Origin of the sequence: Streptomyces racemochromogenes (assembly GCF_039535215.1) — a bacterium.
Taxonomy (GTDB): domain Bacteria; phylum Actinomycetota; class Actinomycetes; order Streptomycetales; family Streptomycetaceae; genus Streptomyces; species Streptomyces racemochromogenes.
The window spans coordinates 4,950,128-4,967,760 of the sequence record NZ_BAAAWT010000001.1 but is presented as its reverse complement, the minus strand read 5'-3'; the positions used below and the strand labels follow the sequence as shown (position 1 = coordinate 4,967,760).

Here is a 17,633-nt window from a genome sequence, read left to right as displayed (position 1 = left end):
CGCAGGCTCTCACAGCGTGGATACGGTCGAGCCGCCGGAGAACCTCGGCATCCCGGGCGGCCGCAACGAAGGTGTCCGCGCGCTGCGTGAGGCACACGCGGCGGACCTCGTCGTCGTCTTGGACGACGACGGCCTCCTCCCCCGCACGGACACCCTTCGACTGGTCAGCGACGCCTTCGCGGAGAACCCCCGGCTCGGCATCGTGAGCTTCCGGATCGCCGACGAGAACGGCCTGAGCCAGCGCAGGCACGTCCCCCGCCTGGGTGGGGCGGACCCTTACGGGCCGCAACCGCGTATGGCTGGCCAAGCGCCACCTGCCCGCCGTCCTCGTCCCCGTCTACCTCGCGACCTGGGCCGCCTACACCCTGGCGCAGCGACCCCCGCTCCCGGGCCTCGCCGCATGGTGGGCCGGCTTCTTCGAGGGCGTCCGCCGCCCCTGCCCACCCCGACGCCCCATCAGCTGGCGAACGGTGTGGCGGATGACCCGCCTGGGCCGCCCACCCGTGATCTGACACTGCTCTGATCAACCTCTGGTGCGGGCACCAGCCCCGGACAGCCGCCGGACGCTGAGAAATGAGGAGCGCGTAGCGATCTGACGCGCCCCTGCGCATCCCGCCCTGCTCTGCTCGTCCTTTCGCGGCGGTATCAGCCACAGGCAGCCGCCGGACGCCGAGAAAAGAGGAGCGCGTAGCGATCTGACGCGCTCGGAGGCTCCGCAGGTCGCTCTGGTCAACCTCTCGTGCGGGTGGTCGCGCCCCGGCGCTGGGCCAAGGCTGGACGGGCCCGGATGCCCGGCGGGCCGGCGCCCGGCCGCTCGCCTCAGCACTGACGCCCGCCCCTCCAAGGATCGTCCGTCCCGTTTCTTTGGGGGTTTCCCGGCAGTCTTTCGGCTTTCCGGGGCGGGACGGCCTGTCAAGGGTCGCCGAAGGCGATCACGAAGTGACGCGACGAAGGAGCGCCCTTGACAGGCCGGCCCGAACCGGAAGGACGATGGGACTGACGGGAAGCCCCCAACCTGCTCTGAGACCGCCCAGCGGGACACCGCTCTCCCGGCCCCGGACCAGCAGACAGGGAGGCGGGTGGGCAACCCCCGCCCCCACCCGCCCGAGCCGCAAGCGGCGTACGCCCCCTACCCCCGCACCATCCCCGTCGACCCCCGTACCACCAGCTCCGGCTGGAAGACGTACTCCGTGCGCTGGACCGGGGTGCCGGCCACCGCTTCCAGGAGGGCGCCGACCGCCGCCGTGGCCATCGCGCGGACCGGCTGGCGGACCGTCGTCAGCGGGGGGTCCGTGAAGGCGATGAGCGGGGAGTCGTCGAAGCCGACCACCGAGACGTCCTCGGGGACGCGCAGCCCCCGCTCCCGGGCGGCGCGGATGACGCCGAGGGCCATCATGTCGCTGGCGCAGACCACGCCCGTGCAGCCCCGGTCCAGGAGGGCGCCGCCCGCCGCGTGGCCGCCCTCGACGGTGAACAGGGTGCGCTGGACCAGCCCTTCCTCCGCCGCCCCCGGCCGTACGGCCAGGAACCCCTGCTCCTTGCGCGCCGAGGGGACGTACCGGGTCGGCCCGATGGCGAGCCCGATGCGCCGGTGTCCGAGCTCCTCCAGGTGCCGTACGGCCATCTCCGCCGCCGCCCGGTCGTCCGGGGAGACGAAGGGGGCGCTGATGGCCTCGTTGAAGCCGTTGATCAGTACGAACGGCAGCCCGCGCGACGAGAGCCGCTGGTAGCGCGCCGGGTCGGCCGACGAGTCCGCGTGCAGCCCGGACAGGAAGACGATGCCGGTGACCCCCCGCTCCTCCAGCTGTTCGACCAGTTCGTCCTCGGTCGCGCCGCCCGGGGTCTGGGTGCACAGCACCGGCGTGTACCCCTGCCCGGCCAGGGCCTGCTCGATGACCTGCGCGAACGCGGGAAAGATGGGGTTGGTCAGTTCGGGGATCAGCAGCCCGACCAGACCGTTGCTGCGCCGCTTCAGCCGCACCGGCCGCTCGTAGCCGAGCAGGTCCATGGCGGCCAGCACCCGGTGCCGGGTGCCGGCCGCCACGCCCGCCTTGCCGTTGAGGACGCGGCTGACCGTCGCCTCGCTGACCTGGGCCTGCGAGGCGATGTCCGTCAGCCGCAGCGGGGAGCTCACCCCTGCCACCACACCGCCGTGTCACCGGGGAGGACGTCCGCCTCCGGCAGTTCGCCGCTCGCCAGCAGCACCGCACCCGTCATCCCGGGTATCCGCACCGCCTCGCCCGTCGTGTTGGCCGCGCACACGAAGCCGCCCCGGCGGAACATCAGGACCCCTTCGGGGGCGTCCAGCCACTCCACGGCGTCCCCGGCGCCCAGGTCGGCGTGCTCGCGCCGGATGCGCAGGGCGGTGCGGTACAGCTCCAGCGTGGACCCCGGGTCCCCGGTCTGCGCCTCGACGCTCAGCCCCGCCCATTCCTCCGGCTGCGGGAGCCAGCTGCCGCCGGTCCCGAAGCCGTACGGGGCGGCGTCGCCGGACCACGGGAGCGGGACGCGGCAACCGTCGCGCAGCCCGTCCTGCCCGTTGGCCTTGAAGAAGGAGGGGTCCTGGCGCACCTCGTCCGGGAGGTCGGTGACCTCGGGCAGTCCGAGCTCCTCGCCCTGGTAGACGTACGCGGAGCCGGGCAGGGCCAGCATCAGCAGCGCGGCGGCGCGCGCCCGGTCCAGGCTGCCGAAGCGGGTCCGGTGGCGGACCACGTCGTGGTTGGACAGCACCCAGGTCGTCGGGGCGCCCACGGGCCGCATGGCGTCGAGCGACGCGTCGATGGTGGCGCGCAGGGCGGCCGCGTCCCAGCCGGTGGTCAGGTAGTGGAAGTTGAACGCCTGGTGCAGCTCGTCGTGGCGTACGTAGAGGGCGGTGCGTTCGACGTTGGGGGCCCAGGCCTCGGCGACGCCGATGCGGTCGCCGGCGTACTCGTCGAGGACGGTGCGCCACTTCCGGTAGATCTCGTGGACGCCGTCCTGGTCGAAGAAGGGCAGTACCTGGTTCCCCAGCAGCTTGAGCTGCTCGTCGCGCCCCAGGTCGGGCAGTCCGGCGGCCTTCACCAGCCCGTGCGCGACGTCGATCCGGAAGCCGTCCACCCCCAGGTCGAGCCAGAACCGCAGCACGGACCGGAACTCGTCCTGTACGGCGGGGTGTTCCCAGTTGAAGTCGGGCTGTTCCGGCGCGAAGAGGTGGAGGTACCACTCCCCGTCCTCGACGCGGGTCCAGGCGGGGCCGCCGAAGATGGACTCCCAGTCGTTCGGCGGCCGCTCGCCCGACTCGCCCTTCCCCGGGCGGAAGTGGAAGCGTTCGCGCAGCGGGGTCCCGGGGCCCTCCCGGAGTGCCTGCTTGAACCATTCGTGCTGGTCGGAGCAGTGGTTGGGGACGAGGTCGACGATGATCCGCAGGCCCAGGGCGTGCGCTTCGCGGATCACGGCGTCGGCGTCGTGGAGGGTGCCGAACATGGGGTCGATGGCCCGGTAGTCGGCGACGTCGTAGCCGGCGTCGGCCTGCGGGGAGGCGTAGAAGGGGCTGAGCCACACGGCGTCGACACCCAGGTCGCGCAGGTAGGGCAGCCGGCTGCGGATGCCTTCGAGGTCCCCCATGCCGTCCCCGTTGGAGTCGGCGAAGCTGCGCGGATAGACCTGGTAGATCACCGCGTCTCTCCACCAGCCGGGCTGGGTCCCGGTCGGGGTGGGGAGTGCGTCGGCGAGGTGCTGGGTCATGGTGTCCTTGAGAGATCGGGCCGGTGGAACGCGGGAACGGACGCCGGGTGGTCAGCCCTTGGTGGCGCCCGCCGTCATACCGGCGACGAGGTGACGCTGGGCGAAGAGGAAGAAGACGGCCGCCGGGATCGCGATGAGGACGGATGCCGCGCTCATGGCGCCCCAGTTGGAGGTGTACTGCGTGACGAAGGTCTGCAGGCCGCCCGCGAGGGTGAGGTTCTCCTCGCCGACCATGAAGGCGGAGGCGTACGCGACTTCGCCCCAGGCGGTGATGAAGGCGTAGAAGCCGGTCACGGCGAGGCCGGGCTTGGCGAGCGGCAGGATCAGGCGCCAGAAGGTGCCGAAGGGGTTGAGTCCGTCGACGCGGCCGGATTCGTCGATCTCGACCGGGATGGTGTCGAAGAAGCCCTTCATCATCCAGGCGCAGAACGGCACGGCGATGGTGAGGTACGTGATGATCAGCCCGAGCGGCTGGTTGAGCAGCCCGAGGTCTCCCATCAGGTTGTAGAGCGGGACGATGAGGATGGCCATCGGGAACATCTGCGTGATGAGCAGGGTCCACATCAGCGGCTTCATGCCCGGGAACTTGAAGCGGCTGACGGCGTATCCGGTGGTGGCGGCGATGAACACGCCGAGCACGGTGGTGACGCCGGCGACGAGCACGGAGTTCCAGAACCAGCTGAGGAAGTGGCTGTCCTCCAGCAGGTGGGAGTAGTTCGAGAGGGTGGGTTCCTTCACGAAGTCCGTGGTGATGGCGTACTTGGCCGGCTTGAGCGAGGTCAGCAGGATCCACAGCACGGGGAAGACGGCGATGACGGACGCGACGACGAGCGTGGCGTGCAGTGCGAAGGAGGCGAGCGGGGAGCGGCTGCCGCGCGGGCGCGCCGCCTGCGTCTCGTTGGTGGTCACGGTCACCACACCTCTCCCTGCTTGCGCAGCGAGCGCCGGTAGACCAGCGCGAAGATCATGAGCAGGCCGAGGATCAGCACGCCCCAGGTCGCGGAGCCGGCGAAGTCGCGCGGGCTGGCGATGAAGGCCTCGCGGAAGGCCTGGGTCACCAGGATCTCGGTGGAGTCGCCGGGGCCGCCCCGCGTCAGCAGGAAGATCACCGGGAACATGTTGAAGGTCCAGATGGTGGAGAGCAGGATCACCGTCATGCTCACGGCCCGCAGTCCGGGCAGGGTGATGTGCCGGAAGCGCTGCCAGGGGCCGGCGCCGTCCATCTCGGCGGCTTCGTACAGCTCGCCGGGGATGGACTGGAGGCCGCCGAGGAGGGCGACCATCATGAAGGGGATGCCGAGCCAGACGTTGACGGCGATGACGGAGAGCTTGGCCCAGGTGGGGTCGTCGAGCCACGGGATGGCGGAGATGCCGCCGCCGTCGAGGACCTTGTTGAGGATGCCGTTGTCGCGGTTGAAGAGGAACCGCCAGGCGAAGACGGAGACGAAGCCGGGCACGGCCCAGGGCAGGATGAGCGCCATCCGGTAGGCGGCGCGGCCCCGGAACTGCCGGTTGAGCATGGTGGCCAGGGTGAGGCCGAGGACGAAGGTGAGGGAGACGCAGGCGACGGTCCACACCACCGTCCACACCAGCCGCTGCCAGAAGACGGGGTCGCCGAGGACCTCCGTGTAGTTGTCGAGCCCGACGAACTCGTACGTGGCGTCGATGTGGCGCACGCCGATGGTGCGGGCGACGTTGCGCTCGTTGGCGTTCGTCAGCGACAGGTAGATGCCGCGGACGAGCGGCCAGCCCACGATCACGCCGAGGACGAGGACGACCGGGGCGGCCATGGTCCAGGCGTACCAGTGCGTGGCGAGGGCGCGGCGGAGGCCGCCGCGCGGGCTTCCGGCGTTCTTGGCAGTCGTGCGGCTGGGGCCGCGGGCGGCGAGGGTCGTCTCGCCGTCCGCGGCCTTCGCCACCGACCGGCTGGTGTCAGCAGCCATCGTCCGTACTACTTCCAGCCCTTGAGGATCTTGCGGAACTCGGTGCCGGCCGCCTTGGCCGCGTCCTCGGGGGTCGAGGCGCCGGTGACGGCCTTGGTGTACTCGACCTTCAGCGGCTCGAAGAGGGAGCCGTTCTCCGGGATCCAGGCGCGCTCGACGGCCTTGTCGACGGCCGGCTTGAAGAACTGGACCATCTCGCTGCTCTTGACGTCCGGCTGCTCGTAGGCGGCGGTGCGCGTGGGCAGCAGGCTCAGGTCCTTGGCGGACTGGACCTGGACCTCCTGGGAGGTCATGTACTCGACGAAGGCGTGTGCGGCGGCGGTGTTCTTGGAGCCGGCGTAGACGGCGAGGTCGTGGCCGCCCTGCGGGGCGCCGGCCTTGGCGGAGCCGGCCGGGACGGGGGCGACGCCGAGGTTGGACTTGTCCTTGAACTGGTCGCCCGCGTAGCTGTCCGCGACGGCCCAGGGGCCGTTGATCATCATCGCGACCTCCCCGGACTTGAAGGCGGTCTGCATGTTGGTCCAGCCGTCGGTGGCGTTGGTGACCGCCGCGCCGGAGGTGACCAGGTCGCGGGCGGCCTTGAAGCCCTTGACGCCGGCCGCGTTGTCGACGGTGACCGTCTTGGTCTTGGCGTCGACGAGGTCGCCGCCCTCGCCGTAGATGAAGGGCAGGAACCAGTAGGAGTCGTCGCCGCGCAGGTAGAGGCCGGTCTTGCCGGTCTTGGCCTTGATGGCGGTGGCGGCGGCCTTCAGCTCCTCAAGGGTCTTGGGGGGCTGGACGCCGGCGTCGGCGAGCATCTTCTTGTTGTAGAAGAGGCCGAGGGTGTCGATGACCTGCGGGACGGCGTAGGTCTTGCCCTCGAACCTGCCGCTGGCCGCGGCCTGCGGGAGGAACTCGGTGTCGATCTTCTTCGCGGTGTCGGCGGGGACCTCGTCGAGGTAGCCGAGCGAGGCGAAGTCGGCGACCCAGCCGACGTCGGCGCGGATCACGTCGGGGGCGTCGGCGCCGCTGCTGAAGGCGTTCTTGACCTTGTTCTGGGCGTCGCCGTAGGGCACGTTGACGTACTTGACGGTCACCTTCGGGTGCTTCGCGGTGAACGCCTCCGCGATCTTCTGGAAGCTCGCCTTCTCGGCGTCGTTCGAGGTGTCCCACCAGGTGACGGTGCCGGACAGCTCGCCGCCGGCCTTCTGCCCACCGTCGTCCTTGGTGTCACCGCCGCAAGCCGTCGCCGCGAGCGCCAGGGTCGCGACCAGCGCGGTGGCCGCTATGCCACGCCGCATATGAACTCCTTCGATGATCCCGGCCGCGCCCTCGCGGTCCCGAGTTGCCAGGAACGTAACAAGCCTGAAAGCCGACCGAAAGACCTTGCGGCAATTTTCTGCAAGCGGAGGCGATCGTTACATCCGTGTGTCCCTACGGTTGCCGCAGCTTGCTGTTAGTTCGAGTCCCCTTCGACTGCACGGGCCCGCAACCACGGGGTGTGTACGCGCGTTGACTGCGGTATGAACCACGAGTTGACGGCCGTGCCGCTTGCAAGAGCTTCCAGCAACGCTTCCAACGGTTCCTGCGGCGACCCGGCCGTGAGCGGTGCCTGGTGGCGCGATGCCGTCATCTACCAGGTGTACGTCCGCTCCTTCGCGGACAGCGACGGCGACGGCGTGGGCGACCTTCGCGGGGTGCGCGAGCGGCTGCCGCACCTGGCCCGGCTCGGGGTGGACGCGGTGTGGCTGACCCCCTTCTACGTGTCCCCGCAGGCGGACGGCGGCTACGACGTCGCCGACTACCGGGCCGTCGACCCCCTCTTCGGGGACCTCTCCGACGCCGACGCCCTGGTCCGGGCCGCGCACGCGCTCGGCCTGCGGGTGATCGTGGACGTGGTGCCGAACCACACCTCGCAGGCCCACCCCTGGTTCCGGGACGCCCTCGCCGGCGTGCCCGGCGCCCGCGAGCGGTACCTGTTCCGCCCGGGGCGGGGCGCCGACGGGGAGCTGCCGCCCAACGACTGGGAGTCCGTCTTCGGCGGCCCGGCCTGGACCCGGGTGCCGGACGGCGACTGGTACCTGCACCTCTTCGCCCCCGAGCAGCCCGACCTGGACTGGGAGCACCCGGAGGTCGCCGCGGAGTTCGAGTCGGTGCTGCGCTTCTGGCTCGACCTCGGCGTCGACGGCTTCCGGGTGGACGTGGCCCACGGCATGGTCAAGGCCCCGGGCCTGCCCGACATCGGCCGGGGCGCGCAGGCCACCCTGATCGGCACCGAGCCGCTCCCCTTCTTCGACCAGGACGGGGTGCACGCCATCCACCGCTCCTGGCGGCGGCTGCTCGACTCGTACGGGGACGGGCGGATCGGGGTCGCCGAGGCGTGGGCGCCGTCCTCGGAGCGGCTGGCGCTGTACGTGCGGCCCGACGAGCTGCACCAGGCCTTCAACTTCCGGTTCCTGAACTGCCCCTGGGACCCGGCGGCGATGCGGACGGTGATCGACGAATCCCTGGCCGCGACCGCATCGGTGGGCGCCCCGACGACCTGGGTGCTGTCCAACCACGACGTCGTGCGGCACGTCACCCGCTACGGGGGCGGGGCGCGGGGCCTGGCGCGGGCGCGGGCGGCGGCGCTGCTGATGCTGGCGCTGCCCGGGTCGGCGTACGTCTACCAGGGCGAGGAGCTCGGCCTGCCCGAGGTCACCGACCTCCCGGACGCGGCCCGCCAGGACCCGGCGTTCCGCCGCTCCCCCGCGGGGGGCCGCGGGGGGACCGGCGGGGGCGGGGCGGAGGCCGGGGCCGGGGAGGCCGAGGGGCAGGACGGGTTGCGGGACGGGTGCCGGGTGCCGCTGCCCTGGTCCGGCGAGGAGGCCCCGTACGGCTTCGGACCCGGCGGCAGCTGGCTGCCGCAGCCCGCCGGCTGGGCGGGGCTGAGCGTCGCCGCGCAGACGGGCGACCCGCACTCGACGCTGGAGCTGTACCGCGCCGCCCTGGAGCTGCGCCGGGCCATGCCGGGGCTGGGCGCGCCGGAGTCGGGGCAGGGCGGCTGCCGCGAGGAGTGGCCCGGGGCGGGGGCGGGACCGGCGGTGTTCGCGCGGGGGATGCGCTGGCGGCCCGCGCCCGACGGGGTCCTCCTCTTCACCCGCCCCGGCTTCGCCTGCACCCTGAACACCAGGTCCACCGCCGTGGAGCTGCCCTCTCCGGGCCGGCCGGTGCTCTCCAGCGCACCGGTGGAGACCGACGGCCGCACCGTCCGTCTTCCCCCCGATTCCTGCACGTGGTGGGCGATGTGAGCCGGCTACCGGTACAGTCCAGTGCCGTGACCGCACGGCTAGCCGACATCGCAGCCCAGGCGGGGGTCAGCGAAGCCACAGTCAGCCGGGTGCTCAACGGCAAGCCCGGTGTGGCCGCCGGCACCCGTGAGTCCGTGCTGGCCGCGCTCGACGTGCTCGGCTACGAGCGGCCCGTGCGGCTGCGGCAGCGCAGCGCCGGGCTCGTCGGGCTGATAACCCCCGAGCTGGACAACCCCATCTTCCCGGCGCTCGCGCAGGTCATCGGGCAGGCGCTGACGCGGCAGGGGTACACGCCGGTGCTGGCGACGCAGACGCCCGGCGGGTCCACCGAGGACGAGCTGACCGAGATGCTGGTGGACCGGGGGGTTTCCGGGATCATCTTCGTCTCGGGGCTGCACGCCGACACCACCGCCGACATGGGCCGCTACGACCAGCTGCGGGCGCAGGGCGTCCCGTACGTCCTCATCAACGGTTTTTCCGACAAGGTGCGGGCCCCCTTCGTCTCCCCCGACGACCGGGCCGCGATGCAGCTGGCCGTGACCCACCTGACGGCGCTGGGGCACACCCGGATCGGCCTGGCGGTCGGCCCGAAGCGGTTCGTGCCGGTGCTCCGCAAGATCGAGGGCTTCCGGGCCGCGATGCGGGACCGGCTCGGGCTCGGCGAGGCCGAGGTGGAGGAGCTGGTCCAGCACTCCCTGTACACCCTGGAGGGCGGCCAGGCCGCGGCGGCCGCGCTCGTGGGGCGGGGCTGCACGGCGGTGGTGTGCGCGAGCGACATGATGGCGCTCGGTGCGATCCGGGCCGCCCGGCAGCAGGGGCTGCGGGTGCCGCAGGACGTGTCGGTGGTCGGCTTCGACGACTCCCCGCTCATAGCGTTCACCGATCCGCCGCTGACCACCATCCGGCAGCCGGTGCAGGCGATGGGGCAGGCGGCGGTACGGACCCTGCTGGAGGAGATCGGCGGTACGCCGGCCCCGCACAGCGAGTTCGTGTTCCTGCCCGAGCTGGTGGTCCGGGGCTCGACGGCCTCGGGGCCGGCGCAGCGGCGCACCGTTTAGAGCCCCTTGGTACTGCCTGGCACCTACCCCGGTACCCCCTAGGGGTTGCGGGGTAGTCCCCCGGGGTGAGAAGAGGCGGAGAAGACCGTCCCGAGGGATGATCGGAGGCGGTAACGCATCTGGCAGACTCTCTGCCCATGGGTGAAGCGAGCGTGAAGACACTGGAAACCCGGACGGACGTCTCGTCACCCACCGTGACGGAGCACGGGACCCGTCCGGAGCCGGACGCTGCGCTGCTGACCCGGTTGCGGGCTCCGCGGCGGCCGCGGATCTGGTTCGAGGTCCTGCTGATCGCCGTCAGCTACTGGACGTACTCGCTGATCCGGAACGCCGTGCCCGAGCAGAAGGCGGCCGCGCTCGCGAACGCCGACTGGATCTGGTCCGTGGAGCGCGGGCTCGGCATCGCCGTGGAGCAGTCCGTCAACCACGCCGTGAACTCGGTGACGTGGCTGGTCGTCGGGATGAACTACTACTACGCGACGCTGCACTTCATCGTGACGATCGGCGTGCTGGTGTGGATCTACCGCTTCCATCCCGGGCGTTACGCCGCCACCCGCCTCGTCCTCTTCGCCACCACGGGCGTCGCCCTGGTCGGCTACTACTTCTACCCGCTCGCGCCGCCCCGGCTGATGAACGGGGGGCACTTCGTCGACACCGTGCTGGTGCACCACACCTGGGGTTCCATGGCCTCGGGCAACCTCAAGCACATGTCGAACCAGTACGCGGCGATGCCCTCCATGCACATAGGGTGGTCCCTCTGGTGCGGGCTGACGATCTTCGCGGTGGCCTCGGCGCCGTGGGCGCGGCTCCTTGGGCTGCTGTACCCGGCGGCGACCCTGGTCGTGATCGTGGCCACCGCCAACCACTTCTGGCTCGACGCCGTCGGCGGCGTGCTCTGCCTGGCCTTCGGGTACACCGTGTCCCGCGCCTGGTACGGCTCGCTGCCGCACCGGCTGCCGCGCCGGCCGGTGACCACCGGCCCGCACCCGGCGTCGGATCTGCTGAACCGCTTCCGCAGGGCCTGAAGCCCGTCGCGGCGGGGCCGGCGGCGGGCGTGCGTTCACCTCCACCCATTGCAATGGAACGACCGCCAGACCTTGCGTTCACTTCAGATCCACTGCAACGATTAACCCCGCTTGACCAGCGCATACACCCGCCTCCCCCAAAGATCTGATTGCCGTCTCACTGAACGCCGCATAGCTTTCCCCTGTCGTGAACGAACCCGACGGACAGCAGGAAGCGAGGCATTCCCATGCGCATCGTGGTGGGCGAATTCATCAGCCTGGACGGCGTCGTCCAGGCACCGGGCGGCCCGGAGGAGGACACCGACGGGGGCTTCGCCCACGGCGGTTGGACGCACCCTTTCTTCGACCCGGAGGTCATGGGCGGCGCGCTGGCCGAGTGGGCCGCCGCCACGGACGCCCTGCTGTTCGGGCGCCGCACCTGGCAGACCATGGCGGCGGCGTGGCCGGAGCGGGCGGGCGACCCCTTCGCCGACCACATGAACGGCGTCGCCAAGTACGTCGTGTCGGGCACGCTCGGCGAGTCGGACCTGACGTGGAACAACACCACGCTCATCCCGGCCGGCGAGGCCCTCGCGCAGGTCCACAAGCTCCGCGAGGCCGAGGGTCGCGACCTGGTGGTCATGGGCAGCGCCTCGCTGGCGCGGACCCTGCTGAGCGAGGACCTGGTCGACGAACTCCGGCTGATGATCATGCCGGTGGTCCTGGGCGGCGGCAAGCGGCTCTTCCCGGACGACGGCGTGCTGCGCACGTTCGACCTGGCCGCGACGGTCACCACCGCCACCGGCGTCCACGTCTCCACCTACCGCCGCCCGACGGCCTGACCCGAGCCGCCCGCCTGCACGGCCGCGGCCCGCATCGTGGAGCTAGGCCCCGTAGAAGAGTTCGTCCACGACCGCTCGGGCGCGGCGGGTGGTGCGGCGGTAGTCGTCCAGCATTTCGCCGACCTTGCCCTCCGGGTAGCCCAGGTAGCGGCCGACGGCGGCCAGTTCGCGGGCGTCCGAGGGGAAGGTGTCGCCGGCGCGGCCGCGGACCAGCATGACGGCGTTGCGGACGCGGGTGGCGAGGACCCAGGCCTCGTCGAGGATCTGCGCCTCCTCCGTCGGGAGCAGCCCGGCGGCGTGGGCGGCGGCCAGGGCCTGGCGGGTGCGGGTGGTGCGCAGGCCCGGCTCGGCCCAGGCGTGCTGCATCTGGAGCAGCTGGACGGTCCATTCGACGTCGCTGAGCCCGCCGCGGCCGAGTTTGGCGTGCAGGGTGGGGTCGGCGCCGCGCGGCAGGCGTTCGGACTCCATGCGGGCCTTGAGGCGGCGGATCTCGCGGACCGCGTCCTCGCCGAGGCCTTCGGCGGGGTAGCGCAGCGGGTCGATCAGTTCGATGAAGCGGTTGCCGAGGTCGATGTCGCCGGCGACGGGCTCGGCGCGCAGCAGAGCCTGGCTCTCCCAGGTCAGCGACCAGCGCCGGTAGTAGGCGGCGTACGAGGAGAGGGTGCGTACGAGGGGTCCTGAGCGGCCCTCGGGGCGCAGGTCGGCGTCGATGAGGAGCGGCGGGTCGGCGGTGGGGAGCTGGAGGAGCCTGCGCATTTCGGCGATGACCGTCTGGGCGGCCTTGGCCGCTTCCTGTTCGTCGACGCCTTCGCGGGGTTCGTGGACGAAGAGGACGTCGGCGTCGGAGCCGTAGCCCAGCTCGTGTCCGCCGAAGCGGCCGACGCCGATGACGGCGAAGCGGGTGGGGAGGGTCTCGCCCCACTGGTCGCGCACGGCGGCGCGCAGGGCGCCGGCGATGGTGGCGGCGGTGAGGTCGGAGACGGCGTCGCCGACCCGGTCGACGAGGGCGCCGCAGTCCTTCTCGGCGGGGCTGTCCTCGGTGCCGTAGGAGGCGATGATGTCGGCGGCGGCGGTGCGGAACAGCTCGCGGCGGCGGACGCCGCGGGCGGCGGCGACGGCCGCTTCGCCGCTCTCGGCACGGCCGACGGCGGAGAGCACCTCCTGTTCGAGGGCCTCGTGCGTACGGGGCTGGAGGCCTTCGGGGTCGCCGAGCAGGGCGACGGCCTCGGGGGCGCGCATCAGCAGGTCGGGGGCGAGGCGTCCGGCGGAGAGCACGCGGGCGAGGTTCTCCGCGGCGGCGCCCTCGTCGCGCAGCAGGCGCAGGTACCAGGGGGTCTTGCCGAGGGCGTCGGAGACCTTGCGGAAGCCGAGGAGTCCGGCGTCCGGGTCGGCGGAGTCCGCGAACCAGCCGAGGAGGACCGGCAGCAGGGTGCGCTGGATGGCGGCCTTGCGGCTGACGCCGGAGGAGAGGGCCTCCAGGTGGCGCAGGGCGGAGGCGGGGTCGGCGTAGCCGAGGGCTTCGAGCCGCTGGCCGGCGGCGCGCGGGGAGAGCCGGGTCTCACCGGGGGCGAGCTGGGCGACGGCGTCGAGCAGCGGCCGGTAGAAGAGCTTCTCGTGCAGGCGGCGCACGACGGAGGCGTGCCTGCGCCAGGCCTTGCCCAGCTCGGCGACGGGTTCGGTGCGCAGGCCCAGGGAGCGGCCGAGGCGGCGCAGGTCGGCCTCGTCCTCGGGGACGAGGTGGGTGCGGCGCAGCCGGTAGAGCTGGATGCGGTGCTCCATGGCGCGCAGGAAGCGGTACGCGTCGTGCAGCTGGGCGGCGTCGGCGCGGCCGACGTAGCCGCCGGCGGCGAGGGCGTGCAGGGCGTCGAGGGTGGTGCCGGAGTGCAGGGTGGCGTCGCTGCGGCCGTGGACGAGCTGGAGCAGCTGGACGGCGAACTCGACGTCGCGCAGGCCGCCGGGGCCGAGCTTGAGTTCCCGGTCGACCTGGGCGGCGGGGATGTTGTCGACGACGCGGCGGCGCATCTTCTGGACGTCGGCGACGAAGTTCTCGCGTTCGGCGGCCTGCCAGACGAGGGGGGTTATGGCGGCGACGTACTGGGCGCCGAGGTCGGGGTCGCCGGCGACGGCGCGGGCCTTGAGCAGGGCCTGGAACTCCCAGGTCTTGGCCCAGCGCTGGTAGTAGGCGAGGTGGGAGGAGAGGGTGCGCACGAGGGGGCCGTTGCGGCCCTCGGGGCGGAGGTTGGCGTCGACGGGCCAGATGCTGCCCTCGACGGTGGTCTCGGAGCAGATCCGCATGAGGTGGGAGGCGAGGCGGGTGGCGGACTGGAGCGCCTTGTGTTCCTCGGCGCCGGGGACGGCCTCGCCGACGAAGATCACGTCGACGTCGGAGACGTAGTTGAGCTCGTTGCCCCCGCACTTGCCCATGGCGATGACGGCGAGGCGGCACCGGGCGGCGTCCTCGGGGGCGGCGGCGGTCGCCATGCGCAGGGCCGCGCGGAGGGTGGCGGTGGCGAGGTCGGCGAGTTCGGCGGCGGTCTGGGAGAGGTCGATGGTGCCGCAGACGTCGCGGGCGGCGATGGAGAGCAGGCAGCGGCGGTAGGCGACGCGCAGGGCGACGGGGTCGTGGGCGTCGGCGAGGCCCTGTTCGAACTCGGCGAGGCCGGGGTGCAGGTCGGCGGCCTCGTAGGTGACGAGTGCCTGCCAGTCGCGGGGGTGGCGGGCGAGGTGGTCGGCGAGGGCCTCGGAGGCGCCGAGCACGCCGAGGAGGCGGTCGCGCAGGGGCTTGGCGCTGACGAGGGTGTCGAGGAGCCGGGGCAGGTCCTCGGGGGTCTGGGCCTCGGCGAGGCGCACCAGCCCGTGCAGGGCGAGGTCGGGGTCGGCGGTGGCGCCGAGGGCGTCGAGGAGGACCGGGTCGGCGCGTACGGAGGCCAGCGCGTCGGCGTCGAGGAGCCGGGCGGCGTGCGTGGGGTCGGTGAACCCGCTGCGCAACAGCCTGATGAAGGTGCTGCTCCTGCGTCCCGGGACTGTCATCCCGTCGCCTCCCGAGGTGCGTCGCTGGCGTCTGGCCCAGGGCGAGCCTAGCCGGAGCAGGCGTTCGACTCACCGGGTGCCGTGGCCGATATCATGAGGCGGATTATCGGATTATCTGCTTACTTGTTAGATCTATGTCCGAGGGGCCCGGTCCCCGCCCGACCGGCCGCGAGGAGCCCCCATGTCCGACGGACCCGCCGGCTCCGCCGCGACCCCGGCCGAGCCCCTCGCGGGGGGCCAGGAGAAGGACGCCCCCGCCCCGGCCGCGGCCCCGCAGACTGCGCCCCGCGTACCGGCGCCCCGGGCCGCGGGCGCGGAGGCGCATGCCCGCGTGCCCGCCCCGCGGGACGCCGGGACGGGCGCGGCCGGGTCGGCGGCGGAAGCCGGCCCCGGCGCCCCCGCCGCCGCGGGCCGCGCGGCGGAAGCCGGGCGGGACGCGGACCGGGGTCCCGGGAGCCGCGGCGCAGCCACCCCGCACCCGGTCGCCCGGAAGATCGTCAAGGCCGTCGGCCTCGTCGCCGCCACCGCCGCCGGCGGCATGCTCGTCATCCGGGGCAACGAGGCCCTGGCCGCCTACGACGCGCCGACCGCCGCCGATTCCAGGGCCACCACCGCCACCGCCGTGGACGCCCCCGACCCCGGCCGGGTGCTGCAGATCGTCGCCCACCCCGACGACGACCTGTACTTCATGAACCCGGACCTGCGGTACTCCATAGCCGCCGGCCACCCCGTCACCTCCGTCTACCTCACCTCCGGCGAAGCCGACGGCATCAACGCGGGCGCCGCCAAGCTGGCCTCCACCCGGCCCGACAAGCCCGCCTACGCCGAGGCCCGCCAGAACGGCATCCGCGCCGCCTACGCCAAGATGGCCACCGGCGACCGCAGCAGCGCCTGGAAGCGCACCGTCATCCCGACCAAGGGCGGCGGCCAGGCCGAGGTGGACGTCCTCGTCGCCAAGCCCGAGATCAACCTCGTCTGGCTCCAGCTCCGCGAGGCCGGCAACGTCTACGCGGACGTCCCCGACAGCCTCCACGGCCTGTGGGACGGCCGCGTCCCGCACCTGGAGTCGGTGCTCGCCTCCGGCTCCCCGGTCCGGCACGGGTTCACGTACACCAGGGAGCAGGTCGTCCGGACCATCGAGGGCATCCTGGAGCGCTACCGGCCCACCACCATCCGCGCCCAGGACCCGACCCCCGGCCGGTTCCAGGACACCAAGCGCTACACCGACCACCAGGACCACTTCTACGGCGCCCGGTTCGCGCAGGCGGCCACCGCCGCCTACGCGCAGGAGGTCAAGGACCGCCCGCACTTCGCCGTGCAGAACTACATCGGCTACTTCAACGGCTCGCTCCCCAGCGCCCTCGACCCCGGCGAGGCCAAGGAGAAGCTGGACATCCTGGACACCTACGCCTGGCTCGACAAGGAGAACCACTGCGGCAGCGAGGCCGGCTGCGGTGACCTCAAGGTCGCCGACCACCCCTCGGGCAACCGCTGGACGCAGTCCATCAACTACGCCCGCGGCACCAGCACCTCCTGGCTCGCCTCCGACGCCGAGCACGGCCTGTGGGCCTTCAAGGTGCTCGACGGCCAGGTCGCCGTCTGGCACCGCACCGGACTGATCGGCAGCTGGACCGGCCCCGACCTGCTCCCCGGAACCGGGATGGACCAGGGCATATCCACCGTCACCCTCCAGGACGGCCGGATCGCGGCCTTCGGCACCCGCACCTCCTTCGGCGACAAGCCCGCCGACTACCTCCGCGAGGTCGTGTACGCGGTCCAGCAGGCCCCCGGCTCCGCCGAGTTCGGCCCCTGGCAGTCGCTCGGCACCCCGGAGGGCGCCGACGACGCCTGGACCTCCGACATCAGCGCGCCCGCCGTCTCGGTCGACGGCACCGGGACGCTCGCCGTGTACGTCCGCGACGGCGCGTCCACCCTGCGCGGCCGCGTCCAGCGCCCCGACGGGGAGTGGGGCCCCTGGGACTCCCTCGGCGGCTCCGACCTGCACGGCACCCCGGCCACCGCCACCGACGGCGCCGGGCGGCGGATGGTCTTCGCCGCCACCACGAAGACGGTGACGGCCTGGGCGCAGCCGGAGCCCGGCGCCCCGTTGGGCCCGGCCACCCCCACCGGACTGCCGGACACCACGCTCCCGCTGACGGCGCAGGGGCGCGAGGGCGGCGTGCGGCTGCTGTTCCGCAAGCCGGGGTCGGGCAACGTGCGCTCCGCGCTGGTGACGGCCGACGGCGGGCTCAGGGCGGACGCCCTCACCGACCTGGGCGGGCTCCAGGGCTACGGGCCGGTGACGGCGAGCGGGCACGTGCTGGCGGGCCGCTCGGCGGGCGGGCAGCTGGGGTCGGACGTCGGCCCGGGCGGGGCGTGGCAGCGCTCGCCGCTGATGTTCGTGGGAGCCCCGTCCAGCACGATGACGGGGAAGAACCTGGTCAGCCTGGCCGTGGTCGGCCTGGACGCGCGGCTGTACGTCACCTCCTCGACGGACGACTCGAACGCGTACCTCGCGCCGTGGCAGCCGGTGGGCCCACGCAACACGGCCCCGTCACCGGCGCATCCGCCGGCCCCGTAGCCGGCCCGGGCGTCGGCCCGGCCTCGGCCCGGCCTCGGTCCGGCCTCCGGTCCAGCCGCCGCCCCCGTAGCCGGCACCAACCCCGTCCACGATCCGGGCGGTTCGGCAGGGCACGGACGCCGGCAGGGCACAATCACATCCGGTCGTTTTCGGAAAAGTGCGCGTCATCGGCGAAATCGGTGA

Annotated in this window: 11 protein-coding genes and 1 pseudogene; 6 read left to right on the top strand and 6 right to left on the bottom strand. The window is 72.7% G+C overall.

The window, feature by feature from the left end:
- Window positions 1-16: 16 nt before the first annotated feature.
- Window positions 17-512 (top strand): annotated as a pseudogene (locus ABD973_RS22860) (glycosyltransferase family protein); the annotation flags it as partial.
- Window positions 513-1,129: 617 nt separating this feature from the next.
- Here ABD973_RS22860 and ABD973_RS22855 read toward each other — a convergent pair.
- The 5 genes from ABD973_RS22855 to ABD973_RS22835 are packed head-to-tail and all read right to left on the bottom strand — an operon-like array spanning window position 1,130 to window position 6,946.
- The gene (locus ABD973_RS22855) at window positions 1,130-2,143 is read right to left on the bottom strand and encodes a LacI family DNA-binding transcriptional regulator (RefSeq protein ID WP_241253210.1); all 1,014 of its coding nucleotides are present in this window, start codon (window positions 2,141-2,143) and stop codon (window positions 1,130-1,132) included.
- Window positions 2,131-3,723 (bottom strand): glycoside hydrolase family 13 protein, encoded by a 1,593-nt coding sequence (locus ABD973_RS22850; protein ID WP_345501813.1) that lies wholly within the window; start codon window positions 3,721-3,723, stop codon window positions 2,131-2,133. The genes ABD973_RS22855 and ABD973_RS22850 overlap by 13 nt, the downstream gene beginning before the upstream one ends.
- Window positions 3,724-3,774: 51 nt before the next feature.
- Window positions 3,775-4,638 carry a sugar ABC transporter permease gene (locus tag ABD973_RS22845; RefSeq protein WP_125604048.1) on the bottom strand — a complete coding sequence of 288 codons (864 nt, stop codon included), beginning with the start codon at window positions 4,636-4,638 and terminating at the stop codon, window positions 3,775-3,777.
- Window positions 4,635-5,666 (bottom strand): carbohydrate ABC transporter permease, encoded by a 1,032-nt coding sequence (locus tag ABD973_RS22840; protein WP_125820950.1) that lies wholly within the window; start codon window positions 5,664-5,666, stop codon window positions 4,635-4,637. Before ABD973_RS22840 ends, ABD973_RS22845 begins: the two co-directional genes overlap by 4 nt.
- Before the next feature lie 8 nt (window positions 5,667-5,674).
- Window positions 5,675-6,946, bottom strand: coding sequence for an extracellular solute-binding protein (locus ABD973_RS22835; RefSeq protein ID WP_125820951.1), 1,272 nt, complete (start codon window positions 6,944-6,946; stop codon window positions 5,675-5,677).
- A 222-nt stretch (window positions 6,947-7,168) separates the two neighbouring features.
- On the opposite strand from ABD973_RS22835, the gene ABD973_RS22830 reads away from it, so the two are divergent.
- The 4 genes from ABD973_RS22830 to ABD973_RS22815 all read left to right on the top strand — a co-directional run bounded on the left by ABD973_RS22830 (window position 7,169) and on the right by ABD973_RS22815 (window position 11,839).
- A complete protein-coding gene (locus ABD973_RS22830) occupies window positions 7,169-8,935 on the top strand; it encodes a glycoside hydrolase family 13 protein (protein WP_345501810.1) in 1,767 nt (588 codons plus the stop codon).
- A gap of 26 nt (window positions 8,936-8,961) precedes the next feature.
- A complete protein-coding gene (locus ABD973_RS22825) occupies window positions 8,962-9,993 on the top strand; it encodes a LacI family DNA-binding transcriptional regulator (protein ID WP_125820952.1) in 1,032 nt (343 codons plus the stop codon).
- Between the two features lie 137 nt (window positions 9,994-10,130).
- Complete coding sequence (locus tag ABD973_RS22820) at window positions 10,131-11,018, top strand: phosphatase PAP2 family protein (protein WP_345501808.1); 888 nt, start codon at window positions 10,131-10,133, stop codon at window positions 11,016-11,018.
- A 227-nt stretch (window positions 11,019-11,245) separates the two neighbouring features.
- Window positions 11,246-11,839: a dihydrofolate reductase family protein gene (locus ABD973_RS22815; RefSeq protein ID WP_345501806.1), complete on the top strand. Its 594-nt coding sequence runs from the start codon at window positions 11,246-11,248 to the stop codon at window positions 11,837-11,839.
- A 42-nt stretch (window positions 11,840-11,881) separates the two neighbouring features.
- Here the strand turns inward: ABD973_RS22815 and ABD973_RS22810 are convergent, their stop codons facing one another.
- A complete protein-coding gene (locus ABD973_RS22810) occupies window positions 11,882-14,869 on the bottom strand; it encodes a bifunctional [glutamine synthetase] adenylyltransferase/[glutamine synthetase]-adenylyl-L-tyrosine phosphorylase (protein WP_125820955.1) in 2,988 nt (995 codons plus the stop codon).
- 181 nt (window positions 14,870-15,050) lie between these two features.
- Here ABD973_RS22810 and ABD973_RS22805 point away from each other — a divergent pair, with 181 nt between their 5' ends.
- On the top strand, window positions 15,051-17,450 hold the full coding sequence (locus tag ABD973_RS22805) for a PIG-L family deacetylase (protein WP_345501804.1): 2,400 nt from the start codon (window positions 15,051-15,053) through the stop codon (window positions 17,448-17,450).
- The last annotated feature ends 183 nt before the right edge of the window (window positions 17,451-17,633 follow it).

Bases quoted from the DNA above. Each gene is read 5' to 3' on its own strand.
- ABD973_RS22850 (WP_345501813.1), bottom strand. From the start codon at position 3,723: ATGACCCAGCACCTCGCCGACGCACTCCCCACCCCGACCGGGACCCAG.
- ABD973_RS22840 (WP_125820950.1), bottom strand. From the start codon at position 5,666: ATGGCTGCTGACACCAGCCGGTCGGTGGCGAAGGCCGCGGACGGCGAG.
- ABD973_RS22835 (WP_125820951.1), bottom strand. From the start codon at position 6,946: ATGCGGCGTGGCATAGCGGCCACCGCGCTGGTCGCGACCCTGGCGCTC.
- ABD973_RS22830 (WP_345501810.1), top strand. From the start codon at position 7,169: ATGAACCACGAGTTGACGGCCGTGCCGCTTGCAAGAGCTTCCAGCAAC.
- ABD973_RS22820 (WP_345501808.1), top strand. From the start codon at position 10,131: ATGGGTGAAGCGAGCGTGAAGACACTGGAAACCCGGACGGACGTCTCG.
- ABD973_RS22815 (WP_345501806.1), top strand. From the start codon at position 11,246: ATGCGCATCGTGGTGGGCGAATTCATCAGCCTGGACGGCGTCGTCCAG.
- ABD973_RS22810 (WP_125820955.1), bottom strand. From the start codon at position 14,869: ATGACAGTCCCGGGACGCAGGAGCAGCACCTTCATCAGGCTGTTGCGC.
- ABD973_RS22805 (WP_345501804.1), top strand. From the start codon at position 15,051: ATGTCCGACGGACCCGCCGGCTCCGCCGCGACCCCGGCCGAGCCCCTC.